Below are 19736 nucleotides of genomic sequence, written 5' to 3' on the forward strand. Positions count from 1 at the left end.
TTTCTTATTTACCGCCTGCATCCAAATAAGCCTGCACTTGCTTGAGCACTTCCGCACGTACCGTCTCTAGTCCGGAATCGCGCATTTGTTTGTTTAAGCTTTGCGCCATTTCCAGCCAGTTTTTCTCGTATCCTACCTTGAGAATTTGCTCGACCTCATCAAATTTAGGCTTGATTTTGGCAAGCTCTGTCGCTACCGGCTTCGAATCGAAGATAAAGCCCGAAAGCGCAATTTGGAAGTAGTTTTTGTTATCAAGCGCATACTGCAAATAGTTCATCGTAGCCGGGTCCTGATCCGAATTCAGCCTCGACAAGCTCGGATTCCAGGTAAGCTCATACGGCTGGAACTGATATTTCGTCGTATTTGCCGTTGTTTTGTAGCCATTGTCGCCATCAGCTACCCAGTGCTCGCCCTCAATGCCAAGCTCGAATAAATCATGGTTGGCCTTGCTGCTGAACAGCCAATCAAAAAACTTCATCGTGCGATCAATATTTTTGGAGCTTGCTGGAATCACAACGCTATTGTTCGCGCGGAAATCTGTACGAATAGCTCCTGGCTTCATATTGCGAGCATCCTCGCTCTCATACACGAACGGCTCGATATCCAGCCCTGTACCGTAAGCCTCTTGCAGCTTTTGCCGATCTCTCGAAATTCCGCCAATCGTGCCTTCTCCAGCGCCTCCCTTATCTGAGACGACACCTGTTGCTGGAGCTAGAGCATCCTTGTTAATGTACTTGCTCCAGTCCACCCGCTTTTGGAAGTGTCCGTAAATCGAATCATGCGTATTGAACGGCGCAGGGAAGCTCGCAAATTCGGAATCCGGATCACCCAATGTTGCCGCGCCGATAACCTTCTTGCCATCCTCCGACAAAGCGACGCTGAAAGGGATGCCTCCGGTAAAGGAATCGCTTCCAACCGCTGCTAAGCGAATATCTGTCCGCCCATTTTCGGAAGGCGTGAACAGTTTATGAAAGCCGCGGCCTCCTAAGGCGAGTGGCGTATAATCAGGCTTCTTTTCTTGAACCTGCTGAAGATAAACTTCTAATTCCTCCAACGTTGTAATCGGGCCTAGTCCCAATTCCTCGCGAATATCTTTGCGGATACTGATGACGTTAAGATCGGTATAGTAGTACGTAAGCGGAATCGTATAAAGATGGCCGTTAATTTTGTTGGCTTCAACGAACTCCGCTGGGAATGCCGCTTTCAGCCCTGGATATTCATCATTGTTAAAATATTTATCAAGCTCTGCATAATAGCCGAGGCTGACATGATTGTACAAATTCATCCACCCCGCATCGAACATGACGTCAACGGCTTCGCCTGTCGACATCTTCAATTGCATTTTTTGCCGATGATCCTGAGGCGTGTTGTATTCAAATTCGATCTTCGTATTAATCGAATCCTTGCTCACTTCCTCGAACTTAGCGAGAACCTTATCCATATCCGCAGGTTTATCGCCGAATAGCATGAACTTCAAGGTCACCGGATCAGGTACTGCTGCATCTGGATTACTCGTACCCGCCGTCTCACTGCTGCTTGGAGAAGGCTTCCCGCTCGTATTGCCATTAGTTCCGGTGCTGCCGTTGTTTCCACTGCATGCCGCCATTAAAAATAGCACCATAACCAGCGCTGCCGCGATAAACATTTTTGCTTTCATTGTTTTTCCTCCCTTTTTTTGTGCTGCTGAATCTATCTACATCTATCTAAAATCATCCTGCGATGAGATTAGCCTTTGACTGAGCCAACGAGCAGCCCTTTTACAAAATATTTTTGCAAAAACGGATAGAGGAATATGATCGGACCGATGGTCACGACTGTTGTTGCGAGCCTTGAGGTCAGTGTCGGGACAATATAGCCCGGAGCCGTTACGCCTGAAGCAAGATTGTTAGCAAATGCCGCATTATCCAAAATCCGTTTGATCAAATATTGCAGCGGAAACAAATCTTCATTCGAAATGTAGAGCATCGCCTCAAACCATTTGTTCCAAAAGGCGAGCGCATAGAACAGGCTGATCGTCGCAATGGCCGGCAAGGAGATCGGAATCATAATGCGGAACATAATATAAACATCATTGGCCCCGTCAATCTTGGCCGATTCACCTATCGATTCATCAATGGAATTAAAAAAATTACGCATGAGGAACATATTCCATGGGTTAATAAGGGCGGGAATAATCAGCACCCAGATCGTATCCTTGAGTCCTAAATATTTGGAAATCAGCAGGTATGTAGCAACCAGACCGCCATGAAACAGCATCGTAAAAAAAACATAGAAGTTAATCGAATTGCGATATTTGAGCGATTTGACAGATAGCGGGTAAGCAAGCGCACAAGTCACAATCATCGCCAATACCGTTCCGACGACCGTCACAAAAATCGTGACGCCATAGGATTTATAAATCGTGCTGTCCTTAAGCAGAAGCTTATAAGCTTCAAGGGAAAATTCCTTAGGAAGCAGCGTAAATCCGTTTCTAATGATGGAGCCCTCCGTGGATAATGAACCGCTAATGACGGTCATAAACGGGATCAGGCATACGAGAGCAAATACCGTAATTCCGACATACATGAGCGATAGGAGCAGCCGGTCTCCAGCGCTTTCTTTTATCATGCTACGCCTCACCTTTTCTGATAGATTTATTAAAAGAGCGCCGAATCAGGCGAAAATTTCCGTGCCAATTGGTTTACCGTTACGACCAGCACGAAGCCTACGATGGATTGAATCAGGCCGACGGAGGCAGCCATGCTCACATTGCCCAAATCCACCAGCGCCCGATACACATAGGTGTCGATGACGTCAGTTGTCGGATAGAGCAGCGCATTTTTTCCTACGATCGCATAAATCATGCCGAAATCCCCGTAAAAAATGTTCCCCATGGCAAGCAGCAGCAGCAGCATGACCGTTGGTTTCACCATCGGCAGCGTAATATGGCGGATTTTGCCCCAGCGCGTGGCGCCGTCCATGGAAGCCGCTTCATAAATTTCCGGATTAATGCCCGATATCGTAGCCAGATACACGATTGAGCCAAAGCCTGCAGCATGCCACAGCTTGATGATGACGAGAATAAGCGGCCAATACGCAGCCGTGTTATAGAAGGCAAAACCTTCTAAACCAAAATCCCTCAGGATTTGGTTGATAAGCCCCTCTTTGTACAAGAGGAACGAGGTAGCAAAGGTCGCGACCACCGTCCAGGACAAAAAGTTCGGCAGGGTCACAATCGTTTGTGCGATCCGTTTAAAATATTTTCCTTTCAGCTCGGAGAAGATGATGGCGATGATTAATGAAGCAAGGGTGCCGAAGCCAATAAATAGGAAATTTAGAAACAAGGTATTAAAGACAACACGATACACATCGCTGGATTCCAGAAAAAACTGAAAGTTTTTAAAGCCAACGAATTCGCTTTTCAAAATCCCCTTCACCGGATTGTAATTTTGAAAGGCAATGACGATCCCAAACATCGGCAAATAGGAAAAAACAAACAGCAGCAGAATACCGGGCAGTGTTAACAAATACAGCAAATGATTTTTTCGAATCTCCTTAAAAAAAGAGGGCTTCTTGTTGAGCGTGATCCGCTTAATTGCTTGGTCTTGACGCGCTATGGAATTTTCCATGCTGAACCTCCTTTATCTGATTGTTGACTATGTAAGCTCCAACTGGCTCCTTTATTATTTCGTTTCGGGCTGTTTGAGGCTAGAATTCAATCTAGGCAAAACCATGTTTATTACCATTTCTGGACTATCTAATCTCACTTTTTCTACCGAAAACGAACAAAAAAGGGCCGCCCACGCCGTCATGAAATGACTTTGTGGGCTAACCCTTATCTAATGGCCTCCGCTATCGATATAAGCCTGTACCTGTTTTATAAACTCTGCCCGGATCTTTTCCAGTCCCAGCATGCGAAGCTCCGCATTCAGCTTGCTTGCCTCTTCTCGCCAGTTAGGCTCAAGCCCTGCCTGCGTGATGAGATTGAAAGCCTCAAAGCGCGGCTGCACCTTCGCGATTTCTATTTTCACCGGTTCGGGATTAAAAGTAAAACCGCTTAAGGCTACCCGATAATAAGAATCCTCGCTTGCCTGATATTGCAAATATTGCAGCGTCTGCTCGTCATGATCGGCATTAAGACGGGATAATAACGGATTAAGCGTCAATTCGTAGGCGGGAAACAAATAATCCTTCGCATAAGGCGTCATCTCATACATATGGTCGCCCTTCTTGTTCCAGTGCAGTCCTTCAATACCTAGCTCGAATAAATCATGATTGGCCTCACTCTCGTACAGCCAATTTATAAACTTCATCGACTCTTCCTTATGCCTAGAAAAGATAGGGATGACGATATTGTTCCACGCTTTATAGGAGGTTCCTATCGCCTTCGGCTGCAACGTGCGGGCCGCATCATTATAAACAAAAACCTCCAAATCCGCTTCCGGCACGGCTCCCTTCAGCCGCTGCTTTATTTTTGAAATGCCGCTTATGGCCCCTTCTCCCGCAGCCGCTTTCCCCGTAACGACCAGATCCTCTACATTGCTCAGCACATCCGCCGGAATGAAACGGCTAAATTCCACCCTCTTATCATTGTGGCTGTAGAAGTAATTGGATTGATTAAACGGCGCCGGCAGCTTAGCGTAGTCGGCCTCTGGGTCTCCTATTGTTGTTGCGCCTAAAACCTGCTTGCCATCGTCAGACAAGACTAAATTAAATTCGACGCCAGTCCCATAAATAACATGAGGCACCGCTCGAAAACGAGTCTGCTTGTCTTTAAAATTATAAAACATATCAAAAAATCCGCGATTGCCAATTCCGAATGGAATGATTTCCGGATTGTTTTGCTCGACCTTTTCCAAAAAGACTTGGAACTGCTCCATATTTTGAATAGGAGGCAGCCCATATTTCTCGCGTAAATCCTTCCGAATGAAAATTGTGCCAAAATCCGTATAATTGCTCGTCAAAGGAATCGTATACAGGCTACCATTGATGCGATTGGCATCCAAAATCGCCTGCGGAAAAGCCTGCTTCAAGCCCGGATACTTGTCATTTAGAAAATAATCGTCCAAGGGCTGGTAATAGCCTTGTCCGATGTTCTGCTCCAAACTCATCCAGGAAGCATCAAACAGCATATCAATCTGCTCGCCTGCAGCCATTTTCAATCTCATCTTCTGATTGTAGGTATCGGCTATATCCCAGGAAATGTCCAGCTTGATATGAAGGGTATCTTTCGTTAAACGCTCGAATTCCGCCAAAATTTTGTCCATATCGGCTGGCTTGCTCCCGAAGAACATCACCTTTAAGGTGACAGGATCACTCGCTTTCTCTCCTTGCTTTACCGCCGCATTTTTTAAGTTTTTGGCAGAGCTTCCTTGGCAGCCCGCTGCAAGAAGAAGACAAATCATCACAAGTATAAGAACTAAGCTACGATTTGATAAATGACTTGCCTTCACGATTCATCCCCCTATTCATTGCAAAATAAATGGCTGCATCAGCCTTCTTGGGTTTGTATATCCTTCAATTTGTCGATCAATTGGTATTCCTTGCGAAAATGAATCGGCGACTTTCCGGTATACTTTTTAAACGCGGCATAAAAATGATTTTTACTGGTCAAGCCGATCATTTCACATATTGTTCCTGCCAAATGGTCCGTTTCCAGCAAGAGCTGCTTTGCCTTCTCAAAACGATAATCGGTCACATATTGGGTAATGGATTTGCCCGTCTGATCTTTAAATATTTTGCGGGCATAATTTGTAGATAAGCCTACTTGCTCAGCCAACCCTTCCACCGACAAATTAGGATTATCGAATTCCTGTTGGATGAGGTCCGTAATGATCAAAACGACCTTGACGTTTTTTTGCGATGAATTTTGATCTCTCCGCTCCATGATTTGCTCGCATACCGCTTGAAACTCCACTTCCATTTGTTCAATCGTTTCTTGCTTTCTAATTTTCTCCGGCAGGGCAGAGATGCCGTTGTACATTAAATCCTCTTCGTTCAGCATGCCTTTGAAAATTCTGATCATGCTGCCGCACAGCTGGGATAGGAAAAACATAATTTCATCATAAGGATAACCCTTTAATTCATGAAAAAAATCGCCAATCGCCTGCTGGAGCTTCTCCCGCTCCCCCATCTTCAGGCTGTCCGTTATCGCTTTCTCGAAAGCGATCGGGTATTCATGCTCCTTCTGCTCATTAGTGCGAATATCCTCAGATGTTATGAAAGCATGATGACCATAAATCAGACGATAGCGGGACGCATGATAGGTCAAATTCCAGGAATGCGGAATTTCTTCTATTGTATGAACGACGCTGCCGACCGCAGCCGTCACGCTGATTTTCAAATACGAGGAAATGCTAGCCTGTACATCCTGAATGATTTTCAAAATAGCCTGCTGCGTAATCTCGCTTTCGGATGCCCAATGCAGCAGCATGACAATGCCATCGTCCTGATCGTCAAACACGGACGCTTGAAGCTGGCCTGCAATAATTTCCTCGGCAATATTAGCCGCAGCATATTTTATTAAGGACACATCCATTAAATCCATCCGTCCAAAATGCTGCTCGTAACCGTCCAAGCGAAGCATGCAAACTTGAAACAGGTCACCTTTAAATCGAATGCCTAGCTCTGAAAGCTGCTTATTATGCACATGCGGAACGTATCCGCCTTTCACAACGAACGTCAGCAGCTCTTTCCTTCTGGCAGGCTTATATCCCGAAATATTATGCTGCAAATCGCTCACTTTGCTTTCCAAATGCTGAAAGGATTTTGTTAAGAACTCATATTCATTAAGCTGTGCGCCATCGCGCAGCTCTCCAAGAGACGAGCCCACTCGTTTAATCAGCCGATGAATCGGGGTGTAAATTAAGCGAATGGAGAACAGCACCATCAGCGCCGCAATCGCGATAAAAATAACGGTCAGCCACACAATAAATTGCTTTAATTTATCTACCTTCGTGAGCAGGCTGTTTATCTCCGCCATGCCAATGAAGCTCCAGCCCAAAGAATCCGCTTTCATATATGAAATTAAATAGCTTTTGCCATCAATTTCTTCCCTCAATTCGCCTTTGCCGAATTTCGATTGAATCACTTTCTTAATATGCGCCTCGCTCCCCCAATTTTGGTTGATCAGGCTGGGATCAGAATGAGAGATGACAGTCCCTTCCTCGTTAATGATCATCGATAGAAGAGACTCGTTGCCAATGCCTTTCGTGACTAGATTTTGCAGCGTCTGCTGGTCCAGGTTTACAACAAACGTACTATCCACGATTTCTTTGGTCGCATATTTGGAATAAACGAGCGAGATCAGGTTTTTGTCTATTTTTTGATCCGATTTTAAGGCGGCCAAATGACGCGGTATAAAAATGCCCAGCTTGGACGTATTCGTATTTTTAATAATTTGCGTCATATCTTTATCATAAAAATCGTCTACTTTTTGCAGCATCGTCTCCGACGAGAAAACGGTATCATTTTCAAAATTATAAATATATATCGATTCAATTAACGGGTTGGCTGCCTTTAGGTCAATTAAATATTGATTAATTCGGTACGTATCCAGAACCGAGAACTGTTCCCCATACAACCCGTTAATAATATGCTCATTCCCAATATATACGGACGAAAAATAAGTATAGGTCGATGAAAGCAGCACATTCGCCGTATTAAAGGATTGATTGTTCATCGTCTCCACCGAGTCGAAAATATCATCGGTCAAATTCCCCGTCACTTTGTCGACGACAAGAAATGAAAAAATACCGATTAATATAAAACTGACGATTAAATAAGAGAAGATCATTTTTAACAACAACTTGCGCTGCTGCACGAATTGCTTTATACCCCACATTGATTCCTTGCCCCCCTGCTTGCTCGATTCCAAAACTACGAATAATAATGATGATATCATGCGCAGATAAGAGAAGGAACAATAATGGGGATTAACTGGAGGCCAGATCAGCAACGAATTTTAAAGAAATGTATGTAGGTTGATGATATTGGCTGAATTAGTACTTCGTTATACAAGCTTATGCTTGTGAACTCTATTAACCATTTCTGAAGATGCAAACATGATACTAAACAGGATCAGCAAAATAATGGGTACCATGAACATGCCGAATTGGCTTGCAATAATCCCCATTAATAATGGAATCAGAGTTGAACCCGTATAAGCGCTTGCCATTTCAAGTCCAATTACACTCGAAGAAGCTTTTTCCCCAAATCGTTCCGGTGTTGCATGAACAATACTAGGATAGATGGGTGCGCCACCTAGCCCTACAACAAACAAGGCTCCTGCAGCAATCCCATATGGAACTGGTAAAATAAGAATCAGCAGTCCCGCACAGCCAACTAACCCACCGTATCTTATAAGGCTTTTACTTGATACATAGGTCGAGAGAAATCCTGAAAAAATACGTCCTATTATGATGCCAATATAAAATAAGGAGGACAGAGCCGCTGCTTTCCCAGGAGAAATCCCTTTACTAGCTATAAAAAAGGATGCCATCCATAGACCTGCGGCTGTTTCCGAACCATTGTAACAAAGCATCGAAACCATGGACATTTTAACACCAGGGATTTGCAAAGCCTCTCGGTTGCTGACTGCTTTCTTTTCGTCGTCATTTCCTATCTTTCCGTTCTCCAAAACTTTCCACAAAGACAGCGATGCCAATAATATTGCCAATATAACAGTAAGTAATATCGCTATCGTAACGTATCCTGCACGCCAGTCACCTCCATTATCAAGCGAAAATGACATAACAATAGGTCCCGACATTGCTCCAACTCCCCAGAAGCAATGCAGCCAACTCATATGCTTGGCTTTGAAATGCAGCGCTACATAGTTGCTTAATGCTGCATCTACAGAACCGGCGCCTAAGCCCAAAGGAATTGCAAGAAATATAAAGAATAAAAACTCATTTGATACAGAAAATCCAAATAAGGCGATCGTTGTTGATAGGATGCTGAATAAAGTTACCTTACCTGTGCCGAACCTATGCAACAATCTGCTCGCAAATAAACTGGATATAACCGTACAAAATGAGATCACTAACGATATATAACCTGCCATTTCTGTTCTGGCGCCAATATCGAGTTTCATAACTGACCAAGCACTGCCTAGCAAGGCGTCTGGCAATCCAAGACCTATAAATGCAAGATAAATAACAATTAGCAGTAACGTAACCATCGTTGCTCTCCCCCTGTGTTTCCTCTTTATCGATGCTTTACAAGTTCTCTAAGTAAATGCGCACATGAAAGTTTAGTTCTATTCGCCTTTCTAATATGCTACAATCAAAAATTATAAACTTTAAAGTAACTTTAAAGTCAATATCTTAAGTAAAGGAAATAATATATGGAACCATTTATAAAGATCAGCGATGTCTCAGAAGCTCTCGGTGTGCCTACATCAACATTGAGGTTTTGGGATAATGAGGGCCTGATCCGCTTTGAACGCAACGACGATAACAACTACCGGAATTTTTCATACCAAACGATGCTCGATATTTGTGATATTATTTTTTTCAGAAGTCTTGAGCTCCCCCTATCTACAATCAAAATCATCAACACCAAGAGTGCCGATGATTTAAACTTATTATTGAGAGAAACAAAGACTGAATTGGAACAGAAAATCGCCTATTTACAGCAAGTGACCGAACGAATCGAAGCAAGAGAGAAAAATCTGGAAAAATATCAGCATATGCAAGCTCAACCACTGCGCGTAATAAAAGCCAAGCTATCACCAGTCCGCTCTTTTAATTTTCAGGATAAAGAAATGGTGCAGTTGTATTTGGATGACCCTGGTCTATCGGCCGATATACTTTCTGGTCCTTTGAATGATTCAATGGTCTGCGGCATGTTTGTAGATTCGGAGGTAAAAAATATTATACGCGAAGGTGACGATGAAGAAAGAAACTATCTGTATGGATTGCTCTGGATGAACCGAGACCAACAAATGAATGCAGAGGAATTTTGGAGCACTTCACAACGTTTGGGGTACAAGCCAGGTCATATTATTTGTAAATATCTTGTTTCAACCAAGGAAGAGGGACAAGAACTGCGTAATTTTTTTGAAGCATGGCTAGAGATTGATTAATTGATTCCCCTCTTGCCCGTCATACAGTCGTGCTAAGCACGAGTCGTGTTTGGGAAGCAGAAAGCCGCTCCATTAGAGAGCGGCTTTCTGCATTTGATAATCTTGGATAATCTTTGATAACCATTGATATCCTCGCGGATTCATTCATATTGTATTTTTATGAACCGCCAATCGTCATGATCATCGTGTCATACGGAGCTAATTTCAACGTTTGTTGCCCATATTCCGTATTAATTGTCGTGCTTTGAAGCTGATCGCTGTTGTTAATCGCAACGAGTATTTTACTTTCCGGATAATACGCACACTCCGTATATAAGTTATCTGTCATGTACTTCGTTTCGTGCAGCTCATTGCCGGCATAGCGGATCAGGTTCAGCAGCAAGCGGGTATTCTCTAAGCTGAATTCGAACGAAGGAAGGTAGATTCCCTTGCCTTTGCCAAAAGCATGCGTAGACAGGGTGATTTTTCCGTCCGTTTCATGCGCTACCGCAGCTGACCCGTCGGTAAGATAAATGCTCTTCTTAGCTGTTATGCTTGCCCCTTCAGGCACCAATCCGTGCTCGTCACGAGCCTCATAAGTCCACCTGCCATGAACAACTCTGGCACCAGTATCCTCATCCAGACCGAGAATATGGGCCATTCTGAAAAAGCTGTCATACCCTTCAACCGCCGAAGGCTGGTTAACTCCGATAAACGTACCACCCTCATACACCCATTTGGTCAGAATGTCCACGCATTTGCTGTCGTTCCAGTGCGTTCCTCCGCTCCATGCTGAACCGGCCGAACCAGCATTGATCACCACATGATAGTCCTGCAGTTTTCCCTGACGGATATCCTCAAAATCGATAAACGCCACCTCAACCGGCAATCCGGATAACGCCTCATTGATATGAATCAGATCATGCATATAGGTCTCATGGAAATGGCCGGACAGCGTCCACGATCTCAGCTTGCCCCAGCTGTGCAAAATGGCAACCTTCGTCTTGATCTGATACGGCTTGCCTTGCTGATGCAGCTCTTTGATTTCCCTGAATTCATTGGCAATCTTCTCGATATAATCGCAGAAATCCGGGTAAGGCTCTACCAGATGCAAGTATCCACCCAATCCTATCCGATCAATTGGCTCCCTTAGCAGGGCGCGACGGATATTGATCCAGTACTTTTTGGCATCCAGCGTAGGATCACCGCCCTCCATAAAGGTAGGCAGTCCGCCTAATCCGACCGGGAACAAATAAGGATGCAGCCGGATTTCATGCGTGTCCACTTTTATCCCGGAACACATCCGTGCTTCATAACCCGAGAATACGCATTTGATCATCCCGTCGAAGCCAAACTCCTGAAAGCGGTCATTATAAGGCTCCATGCCCACCCAGCTGTCATCATAGAAGACGTACGCTAGCTTGCCGTGCTTATGCACAATATCAATCAGCTGTTTGCTGAAGACGATGACAAAATCATTAATAAAAGCCATCCAGTCGAGCTTGCGCTGCTCCGCCGGAATATGACTGACGCGGTATTTGCCGCCATTTACAAAATCCTCAGCCGTCAGCGAATAGCCGTACTTTTTGGCGAACAGATCAAGCGCTTTTGCACTCACCGTGAAATCATATGAACCCCAATCCGAGAACAGATGGCGATTGCGCTCACTGCTGCCCCAGATCCAGGCAAAATTATAAAATAAGGAGGTGAACCGGACGACCGTTGTTTCCTTATGCTGGGCGCACCAGTTTTCCATCCAGTCCAGCATATACTCTTGCGTTTCCAGATACATGGGATCAATCTGCATCAGATGCTCTTTGTCCCAGTTATTCGTGGTGTGATTGTACATGGAGATCTCTTCCCAGATCCGGTAGGCCATGAAGCTGACCGTGTATTTATGCCAAGGCACAATTCCGGTAAGGACCACATTCCCCGATTCGCGGTCATAATTCCACTGTTCTCTAGGAACCTCTTCCCCGGTCGTCCGGTCAACAATCTGCCAATACTTAAACGCTTCTTTGGAATCATTGACTCTGAACTGCTCAGCGAAGAAGTCCTCCATCAGATAAACGGATAAATAATCCTGCACCGCTACCTTCGGATTCGTAATTAAAAAACACTGCTGCAGCTTATCCAGATTTTGCGACGCCCATTCATTATGGTCTCTAACGATACAAATCGTAGAATAGATACCGTACCCTGCATTGATAATCTCATCGGACAACTTCGTGCCGTCACTGTCACGAATGACATCGGCGCCCCAGCGTTCAGCCAATTCCAGGGTCAGTGCCTCATAGCCGGATTCACCCGGCAGGGTAAAGGCCCCCGTCGTTTTTTTCGACAAATGGATTCCCTCCTATTTAAGCATATCGGATAGAAAAGCGAGTGCCAGGCCTTGTCCCCAGCCCTGAATCCAATCTTTTGGAATATTGCGGTATCCTTCTCGGTCCTTCATGACTGCCGTTCCGCCAGATACACCCAGCACCCGTCCATCTTCGCTTATATTTTCCATGATGCCTTTGAGAGCCTTCTGCACATATTTGGTGTGCAGCGGATTGCCGTTATTGATCATCGCCGCCGCAATTCCGCAGGACGCAGATACCTCCTCATAGGATTCCACGTCATCGAGCAATGTCCGCCACAAGCCGTTCTCCGTCTGCTCAAGCTTCAGTGCGGCCAACTGGTCCCGGAGCGAGCACTCTACGTCCATACACTGCGGATACAAATACCATTCCTTCAACAGCGGCTTAACCTGCGACATCGTATAAGCACCCCAGGCATTCGCTCTCGCCCAGTAAAACCCGGACATGTGATCCTGCTTCACATTATTGTAGCCATGGTACCAGAGCCCGGTGCTAGGGTCTTGCAGGTATTTAATATGCCAGTAATATTGATTCAGGGCATCCTGAATCATGGCCTGGTCTTGCAGCTTGCTTCCTACCCGCAGCAGGAAAAATGCCGCCATAAACAGCGTGTCCGCCCAAGCCTGCTCTGGAAAATCATTGGATACGGACACCGTATGCTGCAGCACATGATCTCCGAACCTCAGCGCACTATTTTGGAGATAATCCACCTTGCTCATCACAATATCCCAATATTTCTGGTTGCCGGTCTCTTCATACAATGTAATCAGCATATGGCCCATCGCACAGGTGTTGACCGTCCAGCTCGGCACGCCCAGCTCAATATATTCATCCGCCCAGCTAATAAGCTTATCCAAATACTCTTTATTTCCTGTTGTCTGATAGGCTCTGGATATGCCGTAATAAGCCACTCCGCAAGGCCAGTCCCATGTTAAATCCATGGCCAATGTTTTTTTGGCAACTTTGTCGATAACGCTTAATATCTCTTCCCTGTCATAAGTAATTTGAAGCATCCTAATTACCCCTCTCCTTCGAACATGTCTCCCAAAGGCGCCTGAGAGCCATCGGGCTTATTGTAAACGCTTTATATTCTCTATTGTAAGCAGTAAAATGGTCTATATCTAAGCGTATTCGCAGAAAAAATGTGCAATTTCAATCATTTATTCTTGTTCACTCATTGAATTCGGAAGCCCTTTCGCCTATAATCAACTCAAATTAATGTAATGGGAACGGGAGTGTGGAACATGCCCAGAAAAAAGAAGCCCGTCATTGAATACCGCCACTACAGCTTGCCTATCAGCTTCCCTGTCTTGCTGTTAAGCGGGGAACGCTGGCGGATTTCGGATATCAAAAGCGAGCATCTTCATTTCCACAACCACTTGGAGATCGGTATCTGCCATTCGGATAGCGGCATTATGGAAATCAAAGGAGAAACGATCCCTTTTAAGGCAGGCGATGTCACCTTCCTTCCAAGGTATCTCCCTCACACCACTTATAGTTCGCCTAATACAGCCAGTCTGTGGTCCTATCTCTTTTTTTCGCCGGAGGATCTGTTTCAGCATTCCTTTAAAAGCGCTTACAGCAGCTTCGAGCCGAATCTGTGGAGAATGCAGGGAAAGAACTGTATTTTAAATAAGGAGCAGTATCCCAAGGTTTATTCCCTTGCTACATCGGTTGTAGAGGAATTGAAGCAGCAGAAGCCGTACTATCAGGAAAGTGCCTACGGCTTATTGCTATCCCTCTACATAGAGCTCATTAGAATTCATTCCACGAATGAAATGCTGGCTGAACAAGAAGCGGAGCATAGTCTGAAGAGCGATTTTGTCATCTCTCCAGCACTAGAATATATAACGACAAACTATATGACCCCTATTACCATCGATTTTCTGGCCGATCTATGCCACTTAAGCACCACCCATTTCCGCAGAAAATTCCATGAAATCATGGGCAGCGCTCCTCTTGATTTTCTGAACAGCACCCGGATCGAAGAGGCCTGCAAGCAGTTGAAGAGCTCAGATTATTCCATCCTCTCGATCTCCGAGCAGGTCGGCTTTCATTCCATTTCCAGCTTTAATCGCGGCTTCTCTAAGCTTATGGGAGCATCTCCAAAAGAATGGCGTAAAGGGGCTAAATCCGAAGCACAATCGGCAAAGGCGTCGATTTTGGAGTTTACAGGGTGGGTTTGAGGTGGTAGTAACAGGGGCAGGGTATCATGTGGTAATAATCGATTGACCGCTGGCAGACAAGCAGTATTTTCACGACAAGGAGGACATTTATGGACATCCCCAGAGGCACCTACGGCTTTCGGTTCGCTGAAGATAAGGAGCTGCAGTTGTGCGTATTATATGCGGCCGGATATGATGCTATCACCGATCCCTCTTACCGCTGGGACGGCCTGGAGCGGAATGATGGGCCTCTTCTGTTGTTCCAATACACCATCTCCGGTGAAGGCGTGTTTGAGTCGGAAAACCGGACTCACCGGGTCACTGCCGGACAGGCTTTTCTAGCTGAAATTCCCGGACCCCACCGTTATTACTACCATCCGGATTCAAAAGAGCCCTGGCAATTCCTGTTTCTGCTGTTCCGGCCCAACCTGATTTTGCCCCATTGGCGCAAATTTTTGCGTGTTGCGGGGGAAGTCCCCCATTTGCCCGCAGACTGTGCGCCAGTCCGGCTGTCGCGGATGATTGTGGCTGATGCGGGAGCAGGAAGAATCTCAGATCCGCTGATTGCTTCGTCTTGCGTCTATCAGTTCGTGACAGAACTGGCCAGAATGCAGGTAACCACTCTGCGAGACAGGGACAACTGGTCAAAGAATATAAGGCTCGCAGCCGAATTTATAGAGCACAACTATTCACGGATGATCAGTATCGATCAGCTTTCCGAGCATGTCTCCCTGTCCAAATATCACCTGATCCGCCGGTTTTCGGCTAGTACGGGCCTGACACCCGGCGCTTATTTGACCCGCGTGCGCACGGAGAAGGCCATGGAGCTGCTGCGGGGAACCAGCCTGAGCATTGAAGCCATAGCCGAGCGGATTGGCTACTCCAGCGGGAGTTATTTCATTAAGGCGTTCCGCAGCCTGACCGGGCTTACACCGGGAGAATTCCGGAGCGGGGGCGAAAGCCTAACCTACCGCAGGCTGTTTTTTGATTAACCGCAATATAGTACTATTCCACTCGTAAGATTACTATAGATATCGCTAGTCTCCTTTATTATGATGAACTTAGAAAGAGCAATAATTAATCAGTAAAGGAGCTTTACGATGAATCATACGCTTACAGCACCAACTCCGCCGCTTGGCTGGAACAGCTGGGATTGCTACGGCGCGGCCGTAACAGAAGACGAAATCCGCGGCAATGCGGAATACATGGCAGAATATCTCAAAGACTTCGGCTGGAGCTACATTACCGTCGATATTCAATGGTACGAGCCCTTTGCGAATTCTTCACAATACCGTCCATTCGTTCCGCTGGTGATGGATGAATATTCCCGGCTGATGCCTGCCGAGAACCGGTTTCCTTCCGCAGCGGGCGGCCAGGGCTTCAAACCATTAGCCGATTATGTCCATAGTCTTGGACTGCAATTCGGCATTCATATTATGCGCGGCATTCCGCGGCAGGCCGCTCACGCCGCTACCCCTATCTCAGGCACAGCTGCGACAGCACGCGATATTGCGCATACGAACTCCATCTGTCCATGGAATACGGATATGTACGGCGTAGATGCGTCGAAGGAAGGGGCTCAGGCCTATTACGATTCTCTCTTTCAATTGTACGCAGAGTGGGGTGTCGACCTGGTGAAGGTAGACGACATCGCCGCTTCCAGGCTGTACGACACTCATCAGCCGGAGATAGCCCTGATCTCCAAGGCGATTGAGCGCTGCGGCCGGCCCATGGTGCTGAGCCTTTCTCCTGGTCCTGCTCCGGTGGAATACGCGGAGTTCTTCACCGAGCATGCCAACATGTGGCGGGTTACGGACGATTTCTGGGATCTATGGCCGCTGCTGCTGGATATGTTCGACCGCTGCCGGAAATGGCAAGGCGTCCCCAAAGCCGGCTGTTGGCCGGACTGCGACATGCTGCCCCTCGGGCACATCGGCATCCGCTCGGTGGATGGCGGCGGGGCGGACCGTTGGACCAGGTTCACACGCGATGAGCAGTTGACGATGATGTCGCTCTGGAGCATCTTCCGCTCGCCACTTATCTTCGGTGGTGAACTGCGGGACAACGATGACTGGACGCTTTCGCTGCTTACCAACCGCGAGGTTCTGCGCATGCACCGGGAGAGCCATGGAGCCAAGGAAGCCCTCTGCCAGGGAGATCTCATCGTCTGGACAGCCGAATACACCGATGGCGCCCGCTATGCTGCCGTATTCAACGTTGGCGAGAACCCGTTGCCTCTGAATCTGGCCATTGAGCAAATCGGCCTGACCGGCATTACCGGAGGCACAGAACTGTGGAGCGGAGAGCCAGCTGAGTTAACAGCAGGCTCGCTGCAGGCCACGATACAGCCGCACGGTGTACGCCTCTATCGATTCGTCTAAGAGTTCAACAACAAAAACAACAAAAAGAGATCTGCTGTCATAAGCCGGATCTCTTTTTTTATTTCTAATTTTTCATCCATCAGATTATCGAATTAATATTCTTCGTTCAGGTGAACGCGGATTACAATATCCTGATCGTGATTGCCGAATCCCGAACCATAGAGGGTCAACCCTCCTGCATTAACAGCATGCTCATCAACGGCGAAACGAAGCGTCCAGAACGGTTCCTGCAGCTTAATATCCGCGAGGGTCACATCCGACATACGTTCTTCATCCATAAATGTACCCGCTCTGTCAATTCGAATCGTCTTCAATAGCCCGTATTGATTCACATTTCGATGCCACCATTCAGGTGTAAGTCTCCCCCTCGCAGCTCTTCCAAAGTCAGCCGGACTAGTCCATGTGCCTAGGGAGATGCCGTTGAACGTGTACTCAATATCCGAAGGCCAATAATCTCTTAAGCCAGGCGCTTCCGAAGCAATCTCCATCGATATTTCAATGGCCTCTGCGGTTTGATTTGCAAGCAGATAGTTAGGCATTTTGTATTCAACATAGCCCCACCCAAACCACAGAATGGCGGCGTGAACCCGCTCGGGATCAAGAAAATATCGAGGGTCATCCCATACCCCGATCTCTTTCTCGAGCGTACCAAGCCCGCAAGTAGGATGGACTTCAAAAGCCGTGTAATGACCGACCGAAATACTTTGTTCTCTGACCTTCGCTGTCTGGCTGGCGAACGGCAGCTCAATCTCGACGGCTTTCTGTTTGAGAAAACACATTTTGTGCGTCCCTCCGCCCAACCGCACCCTGCGACTTCCGATGAGCCCGGCTTGTTCGAGTTTTCGGATGTGCATCGTGACGATAGAGGGACTGAGCTCTAAGTGATTCGCAATATCTTTCACGTTCATTTCGCTGTCGGCAATGAGACTCATAATTTTCCATCTGACCTCACTGGCCAACGCTTCATATAACGGTATGAACTTCGCTTCCCCGTTCGCTTTGATTATCATCATAATCTCCTGACCACATTTATTGAAATCATATATATATAAATTTAATAGATTTAACAGGAACCTTCAAGCCCAATCTATTGCAAGAATTTCAACAATAGTGTTTAATTTCATTAGCTGCTGATCACATTAAATTCATATACATGTGAATTAACAAATGAGGAGGATATATGAAATACAATAATCCGGTTATCAAAGGATTTTATCCAGACCCTAGTGTATGCAAAGTAGAAGACACCTATTATCTGGTTTGCAGTTCCTTTCAGTACTTCCCTGGCGTACCGATTTTTGAGAGCAAGGATCTGATTAACTGGACGCAAATCGGTCATTGTCTAACCAGAGAGAGTCAGGTTCAGCTCGGCAAGGTGGGCAGCTCCGGCGGAGTTTTTGCTCCAACGATACGTTACAACAACGGAAGATTCTACATGACCACGACCAACGACACCACTCGTCAAAATTTCTATGTATGGACCGACGATATTTACGATGAATGGTCGGAGCCGATCTATGTGGAACAGGGGGGAATCGATCCCGATTTGTATTTTGAAGATGGAAAAGCCTTCTTTATGAGCAACGGGAAAGATGATAACGGGATAGGCGGCATTGTTCAGTGTGAAATTGACATTGAAACGGGCAGCAAATTGTCGCCGAGCCGCTCGATTTGGCAGGGAACAGGCGGGCGCTATTTGGAAAGCCCGCATCTATATAAAATCAATGGCCGGTATTACCTGATGGCGGCTGAAGGCGGAACGGAATATGGCCATATGGTCATCTATGCGCGGGGAGAATCTACTTCCGGACCGTTCGAAGCTTACCCGAATAATCCCGTACTGACCAACCGCAATAAGGGCGGTTATGAGCTGCAGGGGGTTGGCCATGGCGATCTGGTTCAGGATAACGAAGGAAATTGGTGGATGCTCCATCTGGGCTTCCGTCAAATCGGTCAATGGCTTACCTACCATCATCTCGGACGCGAAGTTTTCCTTACACCGGTTGCCTTCGATGAGGATGGCTGGTTTACAGCAGGGCACAACGGCACCACTCTAACGAGTTTTGACACTGATCGGAACTGGGGTCCTGTCATCCAGCAGGAGAAAAAGCTTTATACCTTCGAGAACACGGATTGGAATTTGGATTGGTGCTATCTTCGTCATCCTATTGCAGCGAATTACCTGTTAGAATCCGATAAAGCAACGCTTAAAGGGACCGCAGTGACGCTGGATATTCCAGCATCCCCGACTTTTATCGGCATACGACAAAGAGACTTCAACGCCGTCATTTCATGCGATGTCAGCCTCACCCACGGCGAAGCCGGTATAACTCTTTATATGGATGAGAATCATCATTATGATTTGGCTATACGTAAAGCTGAAACCGGGTATATAGTTATTGAGCGTTTGAATATCGGAGATATTAAATCCATTGAATATGAAATAGATTTGGAAAGCGACAACCATGCTACTCTGATTATTCGGGCAAGCCATGAGTGCTATAGCTTCCTTATTCAAGCAAACGGCAAGGATACTCTCTTAGGCACGGCACAAACCAGATACCTATCCTCTGAGGTTGCAGGAGGCTTTACAGGCGTCCTCATCGGCTTATATGCTTATGGGGAAGAAGCTAAGGCTGAGTTCTCAAACTTCAAGTGCGAATATCTTTAAATCTCTCCTAAACATGGGTTGCTAGAAAAATGTAAAGCCGGTTATTCAGGAACATCCTGAAAACCGGCTTTTTGTTTTAATGGTATGAAATTAAAGATATGCATTGGGTTG

General features: G+C 46.3%; 14 protein-coding genes. 5 read left to right on the top strand and 9 right to left on the bottom strand.

Annotated features, from left to right (window positions below):
• Window positions 1-4: 4 nt before the first annotated feature.
• The 6 genes from WH37_RS22170 to WH37_RS22195 all read right to left on the bottom strand — a co-directional run bounded on the left by WH37_RS22170 (window position 5) and on the right by WH37_RS22195 (window position 9160).
• Complete coding sequence (locus tag WH37_RS22170; protein ID WP_046232830.1) at window positions 5-1657, bottom strand: extracellular solute-binding protein; 1653 nt, start codon at window positions 1655-1657, stop codon at window positions 5-7.
• A 68-nt stretch (window positions 1658-1725) separates the two neighbouring features.
• The gene (locus WH37_RS22175) at window positions 1726-2607 is read right to left on the bottom strand and encodes a carbohydrate ABC transporter permease (RefSeq protein WP_046232831.1); all 882 of its coding nucleotides are present in this window, start codon (window positions 2605-2607) and stop codon (window positions 1726-1728) included.
• 29 nt (window positions 2608-2636) lie between these two features.
• Window positions 2637-3608, bottom strand: a complete 972-nt coding sequence (locus WH37_RS22180) for an ABC transporter permease (protein WP_046232832.1) — start codon at window positions 3606-3608, stop codon at window positions 2637-2639.
• A gap of 210 nt (window positions 3609-3818) precedes the next feature.
• Window positions 3819-5432, bottom strand: coding sequence for an extracellular solute-binding protein (locus tag WH37_RS22185; protein WP_052737148.1), 1614 nt, complete (start codon window positions 5430-5432; stop codon window positions 3819-3821).
• A gap of 38 nt (window positions 5433-5470) precedes the next feature.
• Window positions 5471-7822: an AraC family transcriptional regulator gene (locus WH37_RS22190; protein WP_046232833.1), complete on the bottom strand. Its 2352-nt coding sequence runs from the start codon at window positions 7820-7822 to the stop codon at window positions 5471-5473.
• A gap of 168 nt (window positions 7823-7990) precedes the next feature.
• Window positions 7991-9160 carry an MFS transporter gene (locus WH37_RS22195; protein WP_046232834.1) on the bottom strand — a complete coding sequence of 390 codons (1170 nt, stop codon included), beginning with the start codon at window positions 9158-9160 and terminating at the stop codon, window positions 7991-7993.
• 165 nt (window positions 9161-9325) lie between these two features.
• Here WH37_RS22195 and WH37_RS22200 point away from each other — a divergent pair, with 165 nt between their 5' ends.
• A complete protein-coding gene (locus tag WH37_RS22200; protein WP_046232835.1) occupies window positions 9326-10066 on the top strand; it encodes a MerR family transcriptional regulator in 741 nt (246 codons plus the stop codon).
• Window positions 10067-10223: 157 nt separating this feature from the next.
• On the opposite strand, the gene gnpA is transcribed toward WH37_RS22200, so the two are convergent.
• Both gnpA and WH37_RS22210 read right to left on the bottom strand, forming a co-directional pair.
• Window positions 10224-12389 carry a 1,3-beta-galactosyl-N-acetylhexosamine phosphorylase gene (gene gnpA, locus WH37_RS22205; RefSeq protein WP_046232836.1) on the bottom strand — a complete coding sequence of 722 codons (2166 nt, stop codon included), beginning with the start codon at window positions 12387-12389 and terminating at the stop codon, window positions 10224-10226.
• A 12-nt stretch (window positions 12390-12401) separates the two neighbouring features.
• Window positions 12402-13421, bottom strand: coding sequence for a glycoside hydrolase family 88/105 protein (locus WH37_RS22210; protein WP_046232837.1), 1020 nt, complete (start codon window positions 13419-13421; stop codon window positions 12402-12404).
• Window positions 13422-13652: 231 nt separating this feature from the next.
• Here WH37_RS22210 and WH37_RS22215 point away from each other — a divergent pair, with 231 nt between their 5' ends.
• From WH37_RS22215 to WH37_RS22225, 3 genes are all read left to right on the top strand, one after another.
• The gene (locus WH37_RS22215; protein ID WP_046232838.1) at window positions 13653-14594 is read left to right on the top strand and encodes an AraC family transcriptional regulator; all 942 of its coding nucleotides are present in this window, start codon (window positions 13653-13655) and stop codon (window positions 14592-14594) included.
• An 89-nt stretch (window positions 14595-14683) separates the two neighbouring features.
• The gene (locus WH37_RS22220) at window positions 14684-15565 is read left to right on the top strand and encodes a helix-turn-helix domain-containing protein (RefSeq protein WP_046232839.1); all 882 of its coding nucleotides are present in this window, start codon (window positions 14684-14686) and stop codon (window positions 15563-15565) included.
• Window positions 15566-15673: 108 nt separating this feature from the next.
• Window positions 15674-16954 (top strand): glycoside hydrolase family 27 protein, encoded by a 1281-nt coding sequence (locus WH37_RS22225; protein WP_046232840.1) that lies wholly within the window; start codon window positions 15674-15676, stop codon window positions 16952-16954.
• Between the two features lie 92 nt (window positions 16955-17046).
• Here the strand turns inward: WH37_RS22225 and WH37_RS22230 are convergent, their stop codons facing one another.
• Window positions 17047-17961 (bottom strand): ArsR/SmtB family transcription factor, encoded by a 915-nt coding sequence (locus tag WH37_RS22230; RefSeq protein WP_046232940.1) that lies wholly within the window; start codon window positions 17959-17961, stop codon window positions 17047-17049.
• 173 nt (window positions 17962-18134) lie between these two features.
• Between WH37_RS22230 and WH37_RS22235 the strand changes: the two genes are divergently transcribed.
• The gene (locus WH37_RS22235; RefSeq protein WP_046232841.1) at window positions 18135-19625 is read left to right on the top strand and encodes a glycoside hydrolase family 43 protein; all 1491 of its coding nucleotides are present in this window, start codon (window positions 18135-18137) and stop codon (window positions 19623-19625) included.
• The last annotated feature ends 111 nt before the right edge of the window (window positions 19626-19736 follow it).

The organism is Paenibacillus algorifonticola, assembly GCF_000971975.1.
Taxonomy (GTDB): Bacteria; Bacillota; Bacilli; order Paenibacillales; family Paenibacillaceae; genus Pristimantibacillus; species Pristimantibacillus algorifonticola.

What these genes read in the sequence shown, in the direction of transcription:
- WH37_RS22175 (WP_046232831.1), bottom strand. Translation starts at nt 2,607, where the DNA reads ATGATAAAAGAAAGCGCTGGAGACCGGCTGCTCCTATCGCTCATGTAT.
- WH37_RS22225 (WP_046232840.1), top strand. Translation starts at nt 15,674, where the DNA reads ATGAATCATACGCTTACAGCACCAACTCCGCCGCTTGGCTGGAACAGC.
- WH37_RS22215 (WP_046232838.1), top strand. Translation starts at nt 13,653, where the DNA reads ATGCCCAGAAAAAAGAAGCCCGTCATTGAATACCGCCACTACAGCTTG.
- WH37_RS22220 (WP_046232839.1), top strand. Translation starts at nt 14,684, where the DNA reads ATGGACATCCCCAGAGGCACCTACGGCTTTCGGTTCGCTGAAGATAAG.
- WH37_RS22210 (WP_046232837.1), bottom strand. Translation starts at nt 13,421, where the DNA reads ATGCTTCAAATTACTTATGACAGGGAAGAGATATTAAGCGTTATCGAC.
- WH37_RS22170 (WP_046232830.1), bottom strand. Translation starts at nt 1,657, where the DNA reads ATGAAAGCAAAAATGTTTATCGCGGCAGCGCTGGTTATGGTGCTATTT.
- WH37_RS22190 (WP_046232833.1), bottom strand. Translation starts at nt 7,822, where the DNA reads ATGTGGGGTATAAAGCAATTCGTGCAGCAGCGCAAGTTGTTGTTAAAA.
- WH37_RS22200 (WP_046232835.1), top strand. Translation starts at nt 9,326, where the DNA reads ATGGAACCATTTATAAAGATCAGCGATGTCTCAGAAGCTCTCGGTGTG.
- WH37_RS22180 (WP_046232832.1), bottom strand. Translation starts at nt 3,608, where the DNA reads ATGGAAAATTCCATAGCGCGTCAAGACCAAGCAATTAAGCGGATCACG.
- WH37_RS22235 (WP_046232841.1), top strand. Translation starts at nt 18,135, where the DNA reads ATGAAATACAATAATCCGGTTATCAAAGGATTTTATCCAGACCCTAGT.
- WH37_RS22195 (WP_046232834.1), bottom strand. Translation starts at nt 9,160, where the DNA reads ATGGTTACGTTACTGCTAATTGTTATTTATCTTGCATTTATAGGTCTT.